17 protein-coding genes and 1 pseudogene are annotated in these 15,654 nt (G+C 60.5%); 7 read left to right on the top strand and 11 right to left on the bottom strand.

Annotation, left to right across the window (positions count from 1 at the left end; genetic code table 11):
- Positions 1-26 precede the first annotated feature (26 nt).
- The 5 genes from cysB to AC07OJ_RS10265 all read right to left on the bottom strand — a co-directional run bounded on the left by cysB (position 27) and on the right by AC07OJ_RS10265 (position 3,934).
- Positions 27-1,001 (bottom strand): HTH-type transcriptional regulator CysB, encoded by a 975-nt coding sequence (gene cysB, locus AC07OJ_RS10285; RefSeq protein WP_003189876.1) that lies wholly within the window; start codon positions 999-1,001, stop codon positions 27-29.
- 104 nt (positions 1,002-1,105) lie between these two features.
- Positions 1,106-1,606 carry a universal stress protein gene (locus AC07OJ_RS10280; RefSeq protein WP_065901717.1) on the bottom strand — a complete coding sequence of 167 codons (501 nt, stop codon included), beginning with the start codon at positions 1,604-1,606 and terminating at the stop codon, positions 1,106-1,108.
- A gap of 70 nt (positions 1,607-1,676) precedes the next feature.
- Complete coding sequence (locus tag AC07OJ_RS10275; RefSeq protein WP_201143802.1) at positions 1,677-2,582, bottom strand: 5'-nucleotidase; 906 nt, start codon at positions 2,580-2,582, stop codon at positions 1,677-1,679.
- Between the two features lie 15 nt (positions 2,583-2,597).
- On the bottom strand, positions 2,598-3,551 hold the full coding sequence (locus AC07OJ_RS10270) for a putative 2-dehydropantoate 2-reductase (RefSeq protein ID WP_120447959.1): 954 nt from the start codon (positions 3,549-3,551) through the stop codon (positions 2,598-2,600).
- Positions 3,548-3,934 carry a YbbN family protein gene (locus tag AC07OJ_RS10265; RefSeq protein WP_065901722.1) on the bottom strand — a complete coding sequence of 129 codons (387 nt, stop codon included), beginning with the start codon at positions 3,932-3,934 and terminating at the stop codon, positions 3,548-3,550. Before AC07OJ_RS10265 ends, AC07OJ_RS10270 begins: the two co-directional genes overlap by 4 nt.
- Here AC07OJ_RS10265 and AC07OJ_RS10260 point away from each other — a divergent pair.
- Together AC07OJ_RS10260 and AC07OJ_RS10255 are read left to right on the top strand one after the other, a co-directional pair.
- Positions 3,933-4,367, top strand: a complete 435-nt coding sequence (locus tag AC07OJ_RS10260) for a PilZ domain-containing protein (protein WP_106804747.1) — start codon at positions 3,933-3,935, stop codon at positions 4,365-4,367. The two genes, AC07OJ_RS10265 and AC07OJ_RS10260, sit on opposite strands and share 2 nt — an antisense overlap.
- A gap of 131 nt (positions 4,368-4,498) precedes the next feature.
- Positions 4,499-5,575, top strand: a complete 1,077-nt coding sequence (locus AC07OJ_RS10255; RefSeq protein WP_016975370.1) for a 3-deoxy-7-phosphoheptulonate synthase — start codon at positions 4,499-4,501, stop codon at positions 5,573-5,575.
- A gap of 72 nt (positions 5,576-5,647) precedes the next feature.
- Here the strand turns inward: AC07OJ_RS10255 and AC07OJ_RS10250 are convergent, their stop codons facing one another.
- On the bottom strand, positions 5,648-5,929 hold the full coding sequence (locus AC07OJ_RS10250; protein WP_003189869.1) for a GNAT family N-acetyltransferase: 282 nt from the start codon (positions 5,927-5,929) through the stop codon (positions 5,648-5,650).
- A 611-nt stretch (positions 5,930-6,540) separates the two neighbouring features.
- Here AC07OJ_RS10250 and oprI point away from each other — a divergent pair.
- Complete coding sequence (gene oprI / locus AC07OJ_RS10245; RefSeq protein ID WP_003172710.1) at positions 6,541-6,792, top strand: outer membrane lipoprotei OprI; 252 nt, start codon at positions 6,541-6,543, stop codon at positions 6,790-6,792.
- Between the two features lie 136 nt (positions 6,793-6,928).
- Here oprI and AC07OJ_RS10240 read toward each other — a convergent pair whose 3' ends face one another.
- From AC07OJ_RS10240 to AC07OJ_RS10230, 3 genes are all read right to left on the bottom strand, one after another.
- A complete protein-coding gene (locus AC07OJ_RS10240) occupies positions 6,929-7,897 on the bottom strand; it encodes a L,D-transpeptidase family protein (RefSeq protein ID WP_065901724.1) in 969 nt (322 codons plus the stop codon).
- Positions 7,898-8,008: 111 nt separating this feature from the next.
- Positions 8,009-8,302 carry a hypothetical protein gene (locus AC07OJ_RS10235; protein WP_003172705.1) on the bottom strand — a complete coding sequence of 98 codons (294 nt, stop codon included), beginning with the start codon at positions 8,300-8,302 and terminating at the stop codon, positions 8,009-8,011.
- 58 nt (positions 8,303-8,360) lie between these two features.
- Complete coding sequence (locus tag AC07OJ_RS10230) at positions 8,361-8,966, bottom strand: arylesterase (RefSeq protein ID WP_065901725.1); 606 nt, start codon at positions 8,964-8,966, stop codon at positions 8,361-8,363.
- Between the two features lie 10 nt (positions 8,967-8,976).
- Between AC07OJ_RS10230 and AC07OJ_RS10225 the strand changes: the two genes are divergently transcribed.
- On the top strand, positions 8,977-9,660 hold the full coding sequence (locus AC07OJ_RS10225; protein WP_065901727.1) for an ABC transporter ATP-binding protein: 684 nt from the start codon (positions 8,977-8,979) through the stop codon (positions 9,658-9,660).
- The gene (locus AC07OJ_RS10220) at positions 9,660-12,170 is read left to right on the top strand and encodes an ABC transporter permease (RefSeq protein ID WP_495094483.1); all 2,511 of its coding nucleotides are present in this window, start codon (positions 9,660-9,662) and stop codon (positions 12,168-12,170) included. Before AC07OJ_RS10225 ends, AC07OJ_RS10220 begins: the two co-directional genes overlap by 1 nt.
- 45 nt (positions 12,171-12,215) lie before the next feature.
- On the opposite strand, the gene greB is transcribed toward AC07OJ_RS10220, so the two are convergent.
- Positions 12,216-12,689: a transcription elongation factor GreB gene (gene greB, locus AC07OJ_RS10215; protein WP_053130756.1), complete on the bottom strand. Its 474-nt coding sequence runs from the start codon at positions 12,687-12,689 to the stop codon at positions 12,216-12,218.
- A 113-nt stretch (positions 12,690-12,802) separates the two neighbouring features.
- Positions 12,803-13,789, bottom strand: a complete 987-nt coding sequence (locus AC07OJ_RS10210) for a hypothetical protein (RefSeq protein ID WP_495094482.1) — start codon at positions 13,787-13,789, stop codon at positions 12,803-12,805.
- 222 nt (positions 13,790-14,011) lie between these two features.
- Between AC07OJ_RS10210 and AC07OJ_RS10205 the strand changes: the two genes are divergently transcribed.
- The gene (locus AC07OJ_RS10205; protein ID WP_495094481.1) at positions 14,012-14,932 is read left to right on the top strand and encodes an ABC transporter ATP-binding protein; all 921 of its coding nucleotides are present in this window, start codon (positions 14,012-14,014) and stop codon (positions 14,930-14,932) included.
- Positions 14,929-15,653 (top strand): annotated as a pseudogene (locus AC07OJ_RS10200) (ABC-2 transporter permease). The gene AC07OJ_RS10205 and the pseudogene AC07OJ_RS10200 overlap by 4 nt, the downstream one beginning before the upstream one ends.
- The last annotated feature ends 1 nt before the right edge of the window (position 15,654 follow it).

Raw genomic sequence — 15,654 nt, 5'->3', positions numbered from 1 at the left:
ACCACGGCAAGCCAGCCCCTGCAATATCAGTGAACCGGCAATTCGACGCCGTCGAACAGTTCTTCCAGTTCCTGCTTGTTGTGGCACTGGATCGCCTTGGCCATGACTTCACGGGTCAGGTGCGGCGCGAATTTCTCGATGAAGTCGCACATGAAGCCCCGCAGGAACGTGCCGCGACGGAAGCCGATCTTGGTCACGCTGGACTCGAACAACTCGCTGGCATCGAGCACCACCAGGTCTTTGTCGAGGTTGGTATCGACGGCCATCTTGGCCACGATGCCCACGCCCAGGCCCAGGCGCACGTAAGTCTTGATCACGTCGGCGTCGGCGGCGGTGAACACCACTTTCGGCGTGAGGCCGCGATGGCTGAAAGCCTCGTCGAGCTTGGAACGGCCGGTGAAACCAAACACGTAGGTCACGATCGGGTATTCGGCCAGGGCTTCCAGGGTCAGCTTCGGCAGCTTGGCCAACGGGTGACCTTGAGGCACGACCACGCAACGGTTCCAGCGGTAGCACGGCATCATCACCAGGTCACCGAACAGCTCCAGGGCTTCGGTGGCAATGGCGAAATCGACGGTGCCGTCAGCTGCCATTTCGGCGATCTGCATCGGCGAGCCCTGGTGCATGTGCAACGCGACGTCAGGGTATTGCTTGATGAAATCGCGGATCACCGGCGGCAAGGCATAACGCGCCTGGGTGTGGGTGGTAGCGATGGACAGGGTGCCCTTCTTCTCGTTGGAGAATTCCTGGGCGATCTGCTTGATGCTTTCGACTTTGCGCAGGATCTCGCCGGCGGTGGTGATGATGCGCTCACCCGCCGGGGTGACACGGGTCAGGTGCTTGCCGCTGCGCGCGAACACTTCGACGCCCAGCTCGTCTTCGAGCAGGCGGATCTGCTTGCTGATACCGGGTTGCGAGGTGTAGAGGCTTTGAGCGGTAGCGGAAACGTTGAGGTCGTGGTGCGCCACTTCCCAGATGTAGCGCAGTTGTTGAAGCTTCATATGTGTCCCTCAAAGCAAATAGACGCCACGGGTATCAGCGACGGTATATAACTATATTAAAGGTTTGACGGATAAATCTAGAACTTTTTATCGTTATTTACCCATCACACGTCATCACTGCGTCGACGTTGTAACGAAGGCACCAGGTAAACCGGCACGGTAGACAGCTGCAACACCCGAGCTGCGGTACGCCCCAGCGGAGTGGCAGCCGAAGTCGCGTGGCTGTGGCTGCCGACGATCAGCAGGTCTACGGAGAGTTTGCGCAATTGATCGAGTATGACCTCGCACGGATCCCCCTGGATCACCCGTACCGAGCGAATCACCTTCAGGTCCTGCTCCCCTTCCCCCAACTCCTCGCGAAAACTGTCCAGCACCCGCTGCTCGATCGTCGCCATCACCGTGGTCAGCCCCTGGCTCTGCCACTCACTCAGGGCCTTCTCATCAAGGTAGCTCTGCAACACCGATTCGGCGAACAACCCGATCGGCTCGACCACGTGGATCACGTACAGATCTGCCTTGAACGTCCGCGCCAGCGCCAACGCATGCTGCATCACATAAGGCGCGTACAGACCAAGGTCCGTGGCAAAGAGCATCGAGCGAATCATAGAACCTCCTGGACTGCCAGGACGGCGGAGATTGAATCAGCTTAGCAGCGCCCGGACGACTTGGATTGACTTAGCTCTTCACTTCATTACTGATGCCATGGGGCACATGCCCGGTGGCCACCACCTCCCTGGCTTTCTCGCAATGACCGGCCTGGTCATCGAAAAAAACATCGGCGGCGAACGCTTCCAGGAACGCGGATTTTTCTAGCCCACCCAGGAACAGCGACTCGTCCAGGCGAATATCCCACTCGCGCAAGGTGCGGATCACCCGCTCATGGGACGGCGCCGAACGCGCAGTGACCAACGCCGTGCGAATCGGGCAGTCCTCGTCCGCAAACTCGCGCTGCAACAGGTTCAGCGCGGCCAGGAACCCCTTGAACGGACCGCCATGCAACGGCTGGCGCGCCGACTCGCGCTCGCTGGCCTGGAACGCTTCCAACCCGCCGGACTGGTACACGCGCTCCGACTCATCGGAGAACAACACCGCGTCACCGTCAAAGGCAATCCGCAATTCCTCACTGGAGGCACGGCGTGGACCGCCGGACAAAATCGTCGCTGCCGCAAACCCCGCATCGAGGGCACTGCGTACATCCTCAGCATGGGTGGAAAGAAACAGATGGCAACCGAACGCCGCCAAATAAGGATAAGGACTACGCCCTCCGACGAAAGCGGCGCGGGAAATATCCAGGCCGTAATGCTGGATGGAATTGAACACACGCAAGCCGGTGTCGGCACTGTTGCGCGACACCAGCACCACCTCGACCCGGGCACGGCCAAGGCTGGCATTCAGGCTCAGCAGCTTCTTGACCAGCGGGAAGGCATCGCCGGGCTCGAGGATTTCTTCCTCGTGTTCGATCTGGTACTGACGGTAGGTCTCGACCCCCTCGGCCAGATAGACCTTGTGGCTTTCACTCAAGTCGAAGAGTGCCCGCGAGGAAATCGCCAGCACCAACTTGTCACCCAACCCCTTGGCCATGGTGTGTTTCCTCACTCAGCGGTTATGCCGATCAATAAAACTCAAGGCCTGATACAGCGCCTGCATCCGTGGCAATTCGCAACCAGCGGCTTTGGCCGCGGCGAGTGGCCGCGCATAGATCGCCGCCAGTTCCAGCGGGCGTTTATGCACGTGGTCGTGATACATGCTCGGCAGGTAGTCGTCCATGGTTTCAGTCATGGCGAACATCTGCTCGGCGTAACTGGCGGGGATTTCATGCCCGCAAGCATGGGCGCCCTGCACCACTTCGGCCATCAATGCCTGGATCAACTCGCGGCTGGATTCGTCCGCCATCATCGCCGTGGTGCCGGTCCCCAGCAGGACGGACAGGCCGTTGTAAGGCACGTTCCACACCAACTTGTGCCAACGCGCCTGATGCACATTGGCCATGGCCTGGGAGTCGATGCCGGCCTGGTGGAACAACGCGGCGCCGGCTTCGACAATCGCCTGCCGACGGGCGTCGTCGTTGGCCGCGGTGCCACTGTGATACCCCAGGTTGACCCGCCCCAGCGCCTGATGCTCGACCACGCCAGGCGCGGAGCGGTGTACGCCGATGTAGCAGAGCCCACCGAGCAAATGCAGCGACGCCGGCAAGTGTTCACGCAGGCTGTCTTCCACATCCAGGCCGTTTTGCAGCAATACCACCTTGGCATCCGGCGCCGCGACCTGGGCGATAGTCGGGGCCAGCTCAACGTTACCCGTGGACTTGGTGCCCACCAGCAGCCAGTCGCACGGCGGCATGTCGGCGGCCCGTGCGTAGGCCTGCACCGGATGCAGGTGCAAGTGGCCATGCACGCTGCTGTTCAGGCGCAAGCCATGCTCACTGACCGCCGCGTATTCGCTGCGCAACAGGAAGTGCACATCGAAACCGGCGCGCGCCAGCATCAGGCCATAGAAACCACCGATGGCGCCGGTGCCGATAATGCCAATGCGGGGCGACTGTGCTGTCATGGCAGATCCTCTGGAGTACGGGTAAGCGCTTGATTGATCGCGTCGGTAAGGTCAGTGAGTGTAAGACGTGTCTGTAACTGCCCGAGGAATTGACCCTCGCACACCACGAACAACGCGGGCAAATGAAAGATCTGGTAGCGTTCGACCGCGCCGCCGTTGTGGCCGGCATCCACCCAGCACACGCGGTCAATCGGCAGGGACCAACCCGGTAGCTGCTGGCGCGCCCAACGGCAACTGGAACACCCGACGCTGGTGAACACCACCAGCGAAATACCTGGCAATCCCAGCAATTGCTGGTCAATATCCAGGTCGGTCAATTCCAGTTCCTTCACTATACTGCTGCCACCGCCGTCAACTGGACGGTGCTCGGAGTCCGTGTACATGGGTCGTTTTTTACCTCACCCTGATGATGTCGCTGTCGAGTTAATCCAACGTCCCTCTCCTGCCCTCCCCCGCCAGCGCCTGCACACGGTCGGCCTGGGCGGCATCGCCTGCCATTGGCCACGCGCCTGGCGCCAGGGCACAGCCGTTGACCTGCACATCCCGTCCCTGGGCGCCAACGCCCGGTATCCGGGCTATGTAGCCTGGTGCCGCAAGGTCGAAAACGGCTATCGCATCGGCATCTCGTTTACCGATGAGCATGCGTTGTTCGGCGCGCGCATGGGCGAACAAGCATGCCGGATGGAACGCTACTGCCGCCAGCACGAAGATGCCGAACCGACACCTGCACAACTCGAAGCCCTGGCCCGCGAGTGGGTGGCGCGCCATGCCAGCGAGTTCTCCCATGAAGCATTTGTGCGGCCTGCACGGGATTAAAGCGGGCTTTGCCCATTGTCGCGGGCCCGTGTTACGCGCTAAGGTTCCTCCCCCCTGTATTCAAAATCATGCTGTGCCCGCCGCACGGGGATGGCTGGCGGCCGGCACCCGTGACCCTGGCGAGTAACACGATGGCTGATTTACCGATCAATGACCTTAACGTCGAATCCAACGAGACGCTGATCACACCCGATCAGCTCAAGCGCGAAATCCCCCTGAGCGACGCTGCCCTGCAGACCGTCACCAAGGGCCGCGAAGTCATCCGTGACATTCTCGACGGCACCGACCACCGCCTCTTCGTGGTGATCGGGCCCTGCTCAATCCACGACCTCAAGGCTGCCCACGAGTACGCCGAGCGCCTCAAGGTGTTGGCAGCGGAAGTGTCCGACACCTTGTACCTGGTGATGCGCGTCTATTTCGAGAAACCACGGACCACCGTGGGCTGGAAAGGCTTGATCAACGACCCGTACCTGGACGACTCGTTCAAGATTCAGGACGGCTTGCACATCGGTCGCCAGTTGCTGCTGGACCTGGCGGAAATGGGCCTGCCCACCGCCACCGAAGCCCTCGACCCGATCTCCCCGCAGTACCTGCAGGACCTGATCAGTTGGTCGGCCATCGGCGCCCGCACCACCGAATCCCAGACCCACCGCGAAATGGCGTCCGGCCTGTCGTCGGCCGTCGGCTTCAAGAACGGCACCGACGGCGGCCTGACCGTGGCGATCAACGCGCTGCAATCGGTCTCCAGCCCTCACCGCTTCCTGGGCATCAACCAGGAAGGCGGCGTCTCCATCGTCACCACCAAGGGCAACGCCTACGGTCACGTGGTGCTGCGCGGTGGCAACGGCAAGCCCAACTATGACTCGGTCAGCGTCGCGCTGTGCGAGCAGGCCCTGAACAAGGCCAAGATCAAGCCGAACATCATGGTCGACTGCAGCCACGCCAACTCCAACAAGGATCCGGCCCTGCAGCCACTGGTCATGGAAAACGTCGCCAACCAGATCCTCGAAGGCAACCAGTCGATTATCGGCCTGATGGTCGAGAGTCACCTGAACTGGGGCTGCCAGGCGATTCCAAAGGACCTCGCCGACTTGCAGTACGGCGTGTCGATCACCGATGCCTGCATCGACTGGGCTGCTACCGAGAACACCCTGCGCAGCATGCACGCCAAGCTCAAGGACGTCTTGCCCAAGCGCAAACGTACCTGATAGCGCGGTTGAATCGAGCGCACACAAAAACGCCGGGCTAAGCCCGGCGTTTTTCATGCTGCAGCGTGTGGCTTACAGCTTCGCGGCATGGCGCTGGTGGCGCTCCATGTAGCGTTCGACATAGGAGCAGGACGGGATCACCGTGTAGCCGGCCTCTTCGGCGAACTTCAGCGCTTCTTCGGTCAATGCCGCCGCAATACCACGGCCGCGCAGCGCGTTGGGCACGAAGGTCCGATAGATGTCCAGGGTCTGCTTCCCGAGGTCCATATAGGTCAGATAGGCACGATGACCGTCCACATTGGTCTCGAACTGATGACCAGCCTGGTCATGGTGGATGGACAACGCCTCGCTCATCACTACTCCTCGCGGGTCTAAGATTGCGACCCCTACCTTACCGATGTTTTTCCGGCGAAGGAACATCTACGCCACCCCGTGCCGGTTTCGACAACGAGAAAACCTTTAGCGCTCACAACCAGCACGTAGAGAATAGTAGGCACCAATCCTGCCATTGCTCAAGCCGCACTCGTCATCCTTGCCATGGGTGGATATAGAAAGGGCCTCGATCAACCGGTGACCGATAGCCTGAACATTTGCCGGCCGTTGAACCTTGAGACGAACTGCCGCTCTTAAAGTCACTCTACATGCGTAAAAGATGCCAGGCGTGGTAAAGGCAAGCAGCGCGAAAGTGTCGGCCTCGATATATAAATTTTCATCTATTTACAAGGCTTAACACATGCGGGCCGGCCCTTTCAGCCTGGATCCAATTTTCGCCCGACTGCAAAAAATTGGACGGTTTTTATACAAACCTCCAAAAGATTAGCCAAAATAGATTCGGCACAAGAATTTTTTTTGCTTCTTGCGCTACGTCAGTTTACTTACTACAAGTAATGAGTAGTATGTACGCCGGCTATGAACTCACTCTGAGGAAATAGCCATTTAATAGAAAGTCCTTGAAGGGGAACACGATGAACAACGTTCTGAAATTCTCTGCTCTGGCTCTGGCCGCAGTTCTGGCTACCGGTTGCAGCAGCGTCTCCAAAGAAACCGAAGCTCGTCTGACTGCAACTGAAGACGCAGCAGCTCGCTCCCAGGCTCGTGCAGACGAAGCCTACCGTAAAGCTGATGAAGCTCTGGCTGCTGCTCAAAAAGCACAACAGACTGCTGACGAAGCTAACGAGCGCGCTCTGCGCATGCTTGAAAAAGCAAGCCGCAAGTAATAATCCCTCGGGGTTGTTATCAAGCCGATCCATTCTTGGGTCGGCTTTTTTATTGCCCGCGATTCGTGCCTCGATTGCCGCGCAATAAAAAGCCCGCCGCAGCGCAAGGCCGTGGCGGGCTCAGGGTCGAGCAGGCTTATTGCTGCAGGTCGATCGGCGCGCTGGACGCTACCGGCGCTGCACCCGGCACCCCGATTTCGGTGGGCAGGCCGTCTTCGGCCGCGACCACATCACGCACCTGATCCCAGTTCACCCGCAGGTTATTGGCCAGGTCTTCACGCTTGAGCAGGGCGTTGATGACCGCCGTGTGCTTGTCGACCACCGAAGGCGTGCCGTCGTCGTTCAGCGGCGTATGCGCCTCGAGGTAGACCTTGCCGCCGCTGCTGCCGAACTTGTAGGCATCGTTGATGATGCGCACCGAGGTACCCACCGGCACCATGCTGGCCATCTCCAGCACGTTGTTGTTGAACATGCGGAAGCAACCGTGGCTTGTACGCGTGCCGATACCAAATTTCATGTTCGAACCATGGATCAGGTAGCCCGGGGTGCCCAGGGTGAACTTGAACGGCCCCAAAGGATTGTCCGGACCGGCCGGCACCACGTTGGGCAGCGGATCGCCATTGGCGGCGTGCTCGGCCTTGATCGAGGCGGGCGGGGTCCAGGTCGGGTTGGGGATCTTGCCGGTAATCGTGGTGTGGGCGACCGGCGAGCCCCAGCCCTCACGACCGATCCCCAGCGGGAAGGTGTAGACCACATCCTGGCCCTTGGGGAAGTAATAGAGCCGGTACTCAGCCAGGTTGATCACGATCCCTTCCCGAGGACCGGGCGGCAGGATGAAACGCGTCGGCAGCACGATGTCAGTGCCCGCCCCCGGCAACCAGGCATCCACGCCCGGGTTGGCCGCGACCATCTCCGAATAGCCCAGGTCATAGGTCGTGCCCAGGTCGGCAAAGGTGTCTTCGTACTTGGCCTTGATCACCTGGACCTGACCGACGATGTCCTCGCCTGGCGGGGGCAGGGGCAACTGCAAGGCTGACGCAGAACCGGCCGCACAAAGTGCAGCAAGAGACAGGCAGCAGGTGACGACGGAAAGGCGCGACAACATCCGGAAAATCCTTCGCAGAACGACGGGTAGGTTAAAAACAAGCTGCAAGCTGCAAGCTACAAGCTTTCAGCCGCTAGCTTACAGCTTATAGCGTGAAGCTTGCAGCTGCATCTAGAGCTCGAAACGCAGCTCCGGCCAGATTGGCGGCGTGCCGCGCTTCTGGGACTCCAGAATCGCCCGGCACAACGGGCAAAGGCGCTGGTCCTGGAAGATCGAGCGATCGACCAGCGACCACCGCGGTTGCGCCGGCAGTAACGTACCGCACAGGGTACGATCGATGGAGCCGCCCAGTTCCAATTGCCGCGTGACCAGATGCACCCGCACTTCCTGGCAGGCGAACAGATCCAGCTGCTCGTCCGGCTCGATCAGTTGGTAGTTAAACAGGGACCAGGCAGGACGCGACATCAAGGGCTCCAAATCGGGGGGGCGCCACCTTAGCCGAAAGCCTGCCGGTAGAAAAGCGTCAAAGCAGCGGTTTTAGCGTCGGCCAGACATTTTCCAGCAACTTGCCCTGGGCGCCGACCGCCGGGTGCAGTTGATCCGCCTGCATCAGCTCGGGATGACCACCGACGCCCTCGAGGAAAAACGGTACCAGCGGGACGTTTTTTTCCTTCGCCAGTGCCCCATACACTTCAGCGAATGCCGTGGTGTAGCGCGGGCCGTAGTTGGGCGGCAACTGCATGCCCAGCAACAGCACCTTGGCGCCGCCGGCCTTGGACTGATCGATCATCGACGCAAGATTTTGTTTCAATTGCGCAGGCGGTTGGCCGCGCAGGCCGTCATTGCCGCCAAGCTCGATCACCACGACATCCGGCTTATGCTCTGCAAGCGCCGCCGGCAGGCGCGCCAAGCCTCCGGCACTGGTGTCGCCGCTGATGGAAGCGTTGACCACTTTATCGTCGAAACCTTCCTTCTTGAGCCGTTGTCCCAGCAACGCTACCCACCCTTTGCTGGTATCCAGGCCGAAACCGGCACTGATACTATCGCCAACGATCAGGACTGTACCCGCCGCTGCGTTCTGGGCCATGCACATCAAGGCCAGGCCAGCACTCAAAAACCACATTCGCATCGGATTCTCCATGGGCGCAAGCATTCTCACCGCGCGGAACCTTAGCAAAGTGGTTCCCAGCGCGGAAGGTGAACTGACTATCCTGCACGAACTGAGCCTGGAACTGAACAAGGGCGATAGCCTGGCTATCGTCGGTGCTTCCGGCTCCGGTAAATCCACCCTCCTGGGCCTGCTGGCCGGCCTCGACCTGCCCAGCAGCGGCGAAGTCACGCTCGCCGGGCAAGCCCTCAGCACCCTCGACGAAGACCAGCGTGCGCGCATCCGCGCCGAGCACGTGGGCTTCGTGTTCCAGTCCTTCCAGTTGCTCGACAGCCTCAACGCCCTGGAAAACGTCATGCTGCCGCTGGAGCTGGACGGCCGCAAAGACGCCCGCGAGCGCGCCACCCATTTGCTGGAGCGAGTCGGCCTGGGCCAACGCCTGACCCACTCGCCGCGCCAGTTGTCCGGCGGTGAACAGCAACGCGTGGCGATCGCCCGCGCGTTCGCTGCCGAACCGGACGTGCTGTTTGCCGATGAACCCACCGGGAACCTCGACAGCCACACCGGCGAGCGCATCAGCGACCTGCTGTTCGAGCTCAACAAAGAAAGCGGCACGACCCTGGTGCTGGTCACCCACGACGAGCGCCTGGCCCACCGTTGCCGACGCCTGATCCGCCTTGAAGCCGGCCTGATGGTCGCGCCCCTGGAGCCTTGATGGCACGTTTGCCGCTGTTGCGCCTGTTCAGCCTTGCCATGCGCCAATTGCTGCGCGATGCCCGCGCCGGCGAATTGCGCGTGTTGTTCTTCGCCCTGCTGGTAGCGGTAGCTGCCAGCACCGCCATCGGCTATTTCGGTGCCCGCCTGAATGGCGCCATGATGCTGCGCGCCACCGAGTTCCTCGGCGCCGACCTGGTGCTTGAAGGCAGCTCGCCGGCGCGGCCCGAACAAATCCGGTCGGGGACCGAGCTGGGCCTGGATCACGCCCGGGTGGTCGAATTCTCCAGCGTGATTGCCACCGACAACGGCATCCAGCTCTCCAGCATCAAGGCGGTCAACGAGCAGTACCCGCTGCGCGGTGAGCTGAAAAGCGCGGCTGCGCCGTTTGGCGATGAAACCCCGGGAGGTGGCCCGAAGCCCGGTGAAGCCTGGGTGGAGGCGCGGCTGCTGACTGCACTCGACCTCAAGGTCGGCGACAGTATCGATGTCGGCATGAAGAGCCTGCGCCTGGCCCGCATCCTCACCTACGAACCCGACCGCGCCGGTAATTTCTACAGCCTCACGCCCCGGGTGATGATCAACCTGGCGGACCTGGATGCCACCGGTGTGGTCCAGCCCGGCAGCCGCGTCAGCTACCGCGAACTGTGGCGCGGGCCACAAGGCAGCACAGCGCTGCAAACCTATCGCGACCTGGTCAAGCCCGGCCTCGCCGCCAACCAGCGCCTGCAGGACTCGCGAGACGGCAACCAGCAGATTGGCGGCGCCCTGGGCAAGGCCGAGCGCTACCTGAACATGGCGAGCCTGGTGGCAGTGCTGCTGGCCGGTGTCGCCGTGGCCTTGTCGGCCAACCGTTTCGCCACCCGCCGCTTCGACGCCAGTGCATTGTTACGCTGCCTGGGGTTATCGCGCCGTGAAGCGATGTTGCTGTTCAGCCTGCAATTGAGCGTACTGGGCCTGCTGGCGAGCCTGACCGGCGCCCTGCTCGGCTGGCTCGCGCAGTTTGGCCTGTTCTACTTCCTGCACGATCTGCTGCCGGCGGACGTACCGCCTGGCGGCCTGCTGCCGGCCATCGCCGGGATCGGCACCGGGCTGGTCGCCCTCGCCGGCTTCGCCCTGCCGCCACTGGCGGCATTGGGTCGGGTGCCGCCGCTGCGGGTACTGCGTCGCGACCTGCTGCCGATTCCTTCCAGCACTTGGATGGTCTACGGCGCAGCCCTGTTCGCCCTGGGCCTGATCATGTGGCGCCTGAGCCTCGACCTGGTGCTGACTTTCGCCCTGCTCGGCGGTGGCGTGGTGGCAGCGCTGGTACTCGGTGGCCTGCTCCTGTTGCTGTTGCAGAGCCTGCGACGCCTGCTGGCTCGCGCCTCCCTGCCCTGGCGCCTGGGCCTGGGACAATTGCTGCGTCACCCGCTGGCGGCGGCTGGCCAGTCCCTGGCCTTTGGCCTGATCCTGCTGTCGATGGGTTTGATTGCCCTGCTGCGCGGCGAGTTGCTAGACACCTGGCAAAACCAGTTGCCCAAGGATGCGCCCAACTATTTCGCCCTCAACATCCTTCCGGCCGACAAAGACGCGTTCGGCGCTCGCCTGCTGGAGCTGCAGGCGCAGTCCGCACCGCTGTATCCCGTGGTGCCGGGCCGGCTGATCAGCATCAACGGCGAACCGGTGCAGGAGATTGTCAGCAAGGACTCCAGCGGCGACCGCGCGGTGCAACGTGACTTGAGCCTCACCTGGGCCGCCGACCTGCCACCGGGCAACGCCCTGACAGCGGGCACCTGGTGGTCGCAGCAACCCACAGACGAGATCCCCGGGGTCTCGGTAGAAGCCAAGGTCGCGGAAAGCCTCAAGCTCAAACTCAACGACCACTTGGTGTTTACCGTGGGCGGGGAAAACCGTGAAGCGCGGGTCACCAGCCTGCGCACCATCAACTGGGACAACTTCCAGCCGAACTTCTTCATGATTTTCCAGCCAGGCACGCTGAAGGATCTGCCCGCGACCTACTTGACCAGCTTTTACCTGGCGCCTGGGCACGACCAGCAGATTGTCGATCTGTCACGTGCCTTCCCGGCCGTGACCATCCTGCAGGTCGAGGCACTGCTGGAGCAGTTGCGCAGCATCCTGGCGCAGGTGACCCTGGCGGTGGAGTACGTGCTGCTGTTTGTGCTGGCGGCCGGAATGGCGGTGTTGTTCTCCGGCCTACAGGCCACCCTTGATGAGCGGATCCGCCAAGGTGCACTGCTGCGCGCCCTGGGCGCCGAGCGCAAGCTGCTGGTCAAGGCCAGGCGCATCGAGTTCGGCTTGCTGGGTGCCGTCAGCGGGTTGCTGGCGGCGCTGGGAACCGAGCTGGTGACCTGGGTGCTGTACCGCTATGCCTTTGACCTGGCCTGGCACCCGCATCCGTGGTTGTTGGTGCTGCCGGTGATCGGTGCAGTACTGATCGGCGGGGCCGGGGTCTTCGGTACACGCCGCGCACTGAATGCCAGCCCTCTGACCGTATTGCGCGAAGGCTGAAAACACAATGGCCCGCGTCCTTCAAGGGACGCGGGCCAACGCCGCTCACTTCACATACTCGATCGCGGTGATCCACCAGCACACTTCACCGCCGGGCGTCTGCACAATGGCCTCGTCATCGACTTCCTTGCGCAACAACGCGCGGGCCATCGGTGAGTCGATGGAGATATAGTCCATCCGGTCATAAATCTCGTCATAGCCGACAATCCGAAAACGCTTGGTCTCGCCCTGCTCGTTTTCGATATCGACCCAGGCGCCGAAAAACACCTTCCCTTCCTGCTCGGGCATGTACTCCACCACGCGCATGTCTTCCAGGCGCTTGCGCAGGTACCGGACACGACGATCGATCTCGCGCAGCAATTTCTTGTTGTACTGGTAGTCGGCGTTTTCGCTGCGGTCGCCCAGCGATGCAGCCCATGTCACTTTGCGCGTGGTGTCCGGGCGCTTTTCGCGCCACAGGTAGTCCAGCTCTTTCTTCAGCGCTTCATGACCTTCTTTGGTAATCAGCTTGGTACTCAAACGCATGCATCCCCAGGCAATGTCCATAGGTGCCGATCGGCCAGGCAATCATGCCCTGGCGTCGGCTGGCTGGCGTTGATGATAAATGAACCCGGGAAAGTAGCCAGGCCGGTCTAGCCATCCAGGACCTGGTCCAGGTCCAGCAGCATCGCGCGCAAGCTTTGGCGCAGGTTCGACACCTGCGACGTCATGACCTTCAGCGCTTCTGTTCTCTGGCTGACCGCCAGCGACTGGTCATGCAACTGGGCAATGCGCTGCTCCAGCTCTCGAGACCTCTCATCGGACTGGCTTTGTTCCTGCTGCAATCGAGCCTGCCATTGATCAAGCGCCGCCTGCTGTTCGATGACGGCGAGCTTTTGTTGGGTCAACTCCTGTGCGACACGCGCCAGGTTGGTCAGTGTACTGTCCACCTCGAACATCGCGTTCTGGTCCATGGCCGCGGGCAATCCAGGTTGCCCCCGCGGCTCCAGCGCGGGCGGCATCACAGGTGCAGCCTGCACGCGGTTTACCGGCATTTCGATCGCCACCGGGCGCGCCTCTTCGACAGGCTGTTCGTGCTCAGGTACACGGGCAGGGTCGGCCGCGATCGCTGCCCTGGGGGACGAGCTTAATTTCGATGAAAAGCGAATGGACGGCACGATCAATGACGCGCTTTCGATTGCCGGCAACGCAGGCGCGGAAATGCCCAGGGTAATCACCTTCATCACCAGCGCTTTCTTGATGATCACCGAGTGGTGATCCTCGGGCCTGGCAGGCGGCAGCTTGCAGCCTTTCAAATCGACAAAATGATAGGGCAACTGGGTTTCCGTGACGCCAGCGGCTTTTGCACCCGACGCCGCCAACGTCAGAATTTGCTTGAACACATGCATGGCAACTTGCAAGTCGTCCCTGGACTCGACACCACCGAGAAAATACCGTTCGGCTTTTTTACGCAATGCCGCGATGTAAACCCTGGAACTCCCCGGTTCAACTTCTTCATCGAGGCTGTAGACGAGGAAGTTGGAGGCAATCTGACCAACAGCAAACCCACAGAGCAGTGCGCCGTTGACCGGTGCATCCTGACCATCGCGTTCAAGAACTAGGGTACGTAGCAGCATCATGATTATCAGGCCTCGTTACACAGCGCAGAACGTCTATACAAACATCAAATAAACATTCGAAAATTAAAAGTCAACACACACTCCAATTGTTTCAGCGATGTACCGGGCACACACGTAGGACTTCTCTTATTAATGCTGATCGTCGTTCCCAAAAGCGATGATTATCCGTACCCTTTTTAAAATCTCTCCCTTAACGTCATACCAAACTTATTCGGTAAACACATGATCGAAATAAGCAACGTGACAAAATACCTGGACAAGAAAAACATTATCAGTGATCTCTCATTCAGCGCCAATCAACACGAATGCCTGGGGCTTTTTGGAGAAGACCCTGCTGTTAAAACGCTACTGTTGAATATACTTTCCGGTACAACTTCGCCTTCCAGTGGCCACGTCACTGTCCAGGGTATCAACCCGCAAGTTCTCAAGATAAAGAAAGCGATCGGCTATCAACTTGACCGGGATCTCGGTCATCCAACGATGTCGGCAAACGCGTTCCTGCATTTCATTGCCAGCATTCGTGGGTTCCACGGCGCAGAAAAACGCGCGCGCGTGGAACACGCCGCCATGCGACTGGAGTTATGGCCCATTCTCAACGCGCCCCTCGACACACTCTGCACTGGATGGAAACGTAAAGTCGCGATTGCCCAAGCCATCCTGCATGGTCCGGCCTTGTTGTTACTGGATGAGCCGACCGAAGGACTGGCACCCGATCAAAGACACACCTTCAGGGCGCTTATCAGGTCGTTGACGCAGGAGATGACGGTGATCATCGCGTCCCGGCACTGCGATCAATTGTCCGAACTCTGCACACGGGCGCTGGTGCTTGCGGGCGGGCGTCTGGTGGCCGATACGCCACTGCCTGATCTGCAACGCGATTCCCGTCATTTCCAGGCAGTTACCCTGACCGCGCAAACGCCTCTGGACCTGCTGGCGCTCGCCGTCCTGCCAGGCGTGGCGGGCATCGAAGAGCATCGCCATGCTCCCGGCACCGTGACCGTACTGGCCATGCCGGGCCATAACATCTCCTCACACATTCACACACTCATCGCCAGTCGTCGGTGGCAAATCAGCTCGCTGCACCAGGAGTCAGGCCGCCTGAACGATGTGGTCCACCACCTGAGCCGAGAGGCCACTCTTTGAAATTGCTGCCCGTCATTTTCAAGCGCCAACTCGCCAGTTATGCCTGCACACCCGGCACCTACCTGAGCGTGGCGATTTTTTAGTACTGTCCGTGGCCTTGGGTTTTCACCTCAGCCCGTGGCTGGAGCAAGACAGCAGCACCTTGCAGGTTTTTTTCCAACTGCATCCCTGGCTTTACTTACTCTTGATCCCCGCCCTGGCGGCGCAACTCTGGTCGGATGAGGCGAATGCCGGTTTTCTCGAACTGATGAAAACATTGCCCGTCACCCCCTTTGAGTGGGTGATCGGCAAGTTCCTGGCTGCCTGGGTTGTAGTCGGCGTGGCTCTGCTGTTGACGTTTCCCCTGGTCATCATCGCCAATTATCTGGGCAGGGCGGACAACGCCGTTATAGCCTCGCAATTTTTAGCGAGTTGGCTGCTGGCGGGCAGTTATCTATCTGCCGGTTGTTTCATCTTCACTTGCGTCCGTCAGCGTACCGTCGTCGTCATACTGACGATGGGCTTACTGCTCACCGTCAGTGGACTTTCATCTTTACTCGATGCTCTGGAACATCAAGCGCCCATTTGGGTTATCGACAGTTTGAGTTCCCTCAATCCGCTTTCAAGATTCAGCAGCCTCGACGATGGAAAATTTGCACTTCGCGACATTCTTTACTTCATTAGCATGATCCTGGCCTTCCTCACTGCGGCGACCATCACCCTTAATTACAAGCATCGCTGAG

The sequence above is a fragment of the Pseudomonas sp. GW821-FHT09C08 genome, from assembly GCF_059418125.1.
The sequence above is the reverse complement of the archived record's forward strand: the minus strand, read 5'-3'. Positions and strand labels throughout refer to the sequence as shown.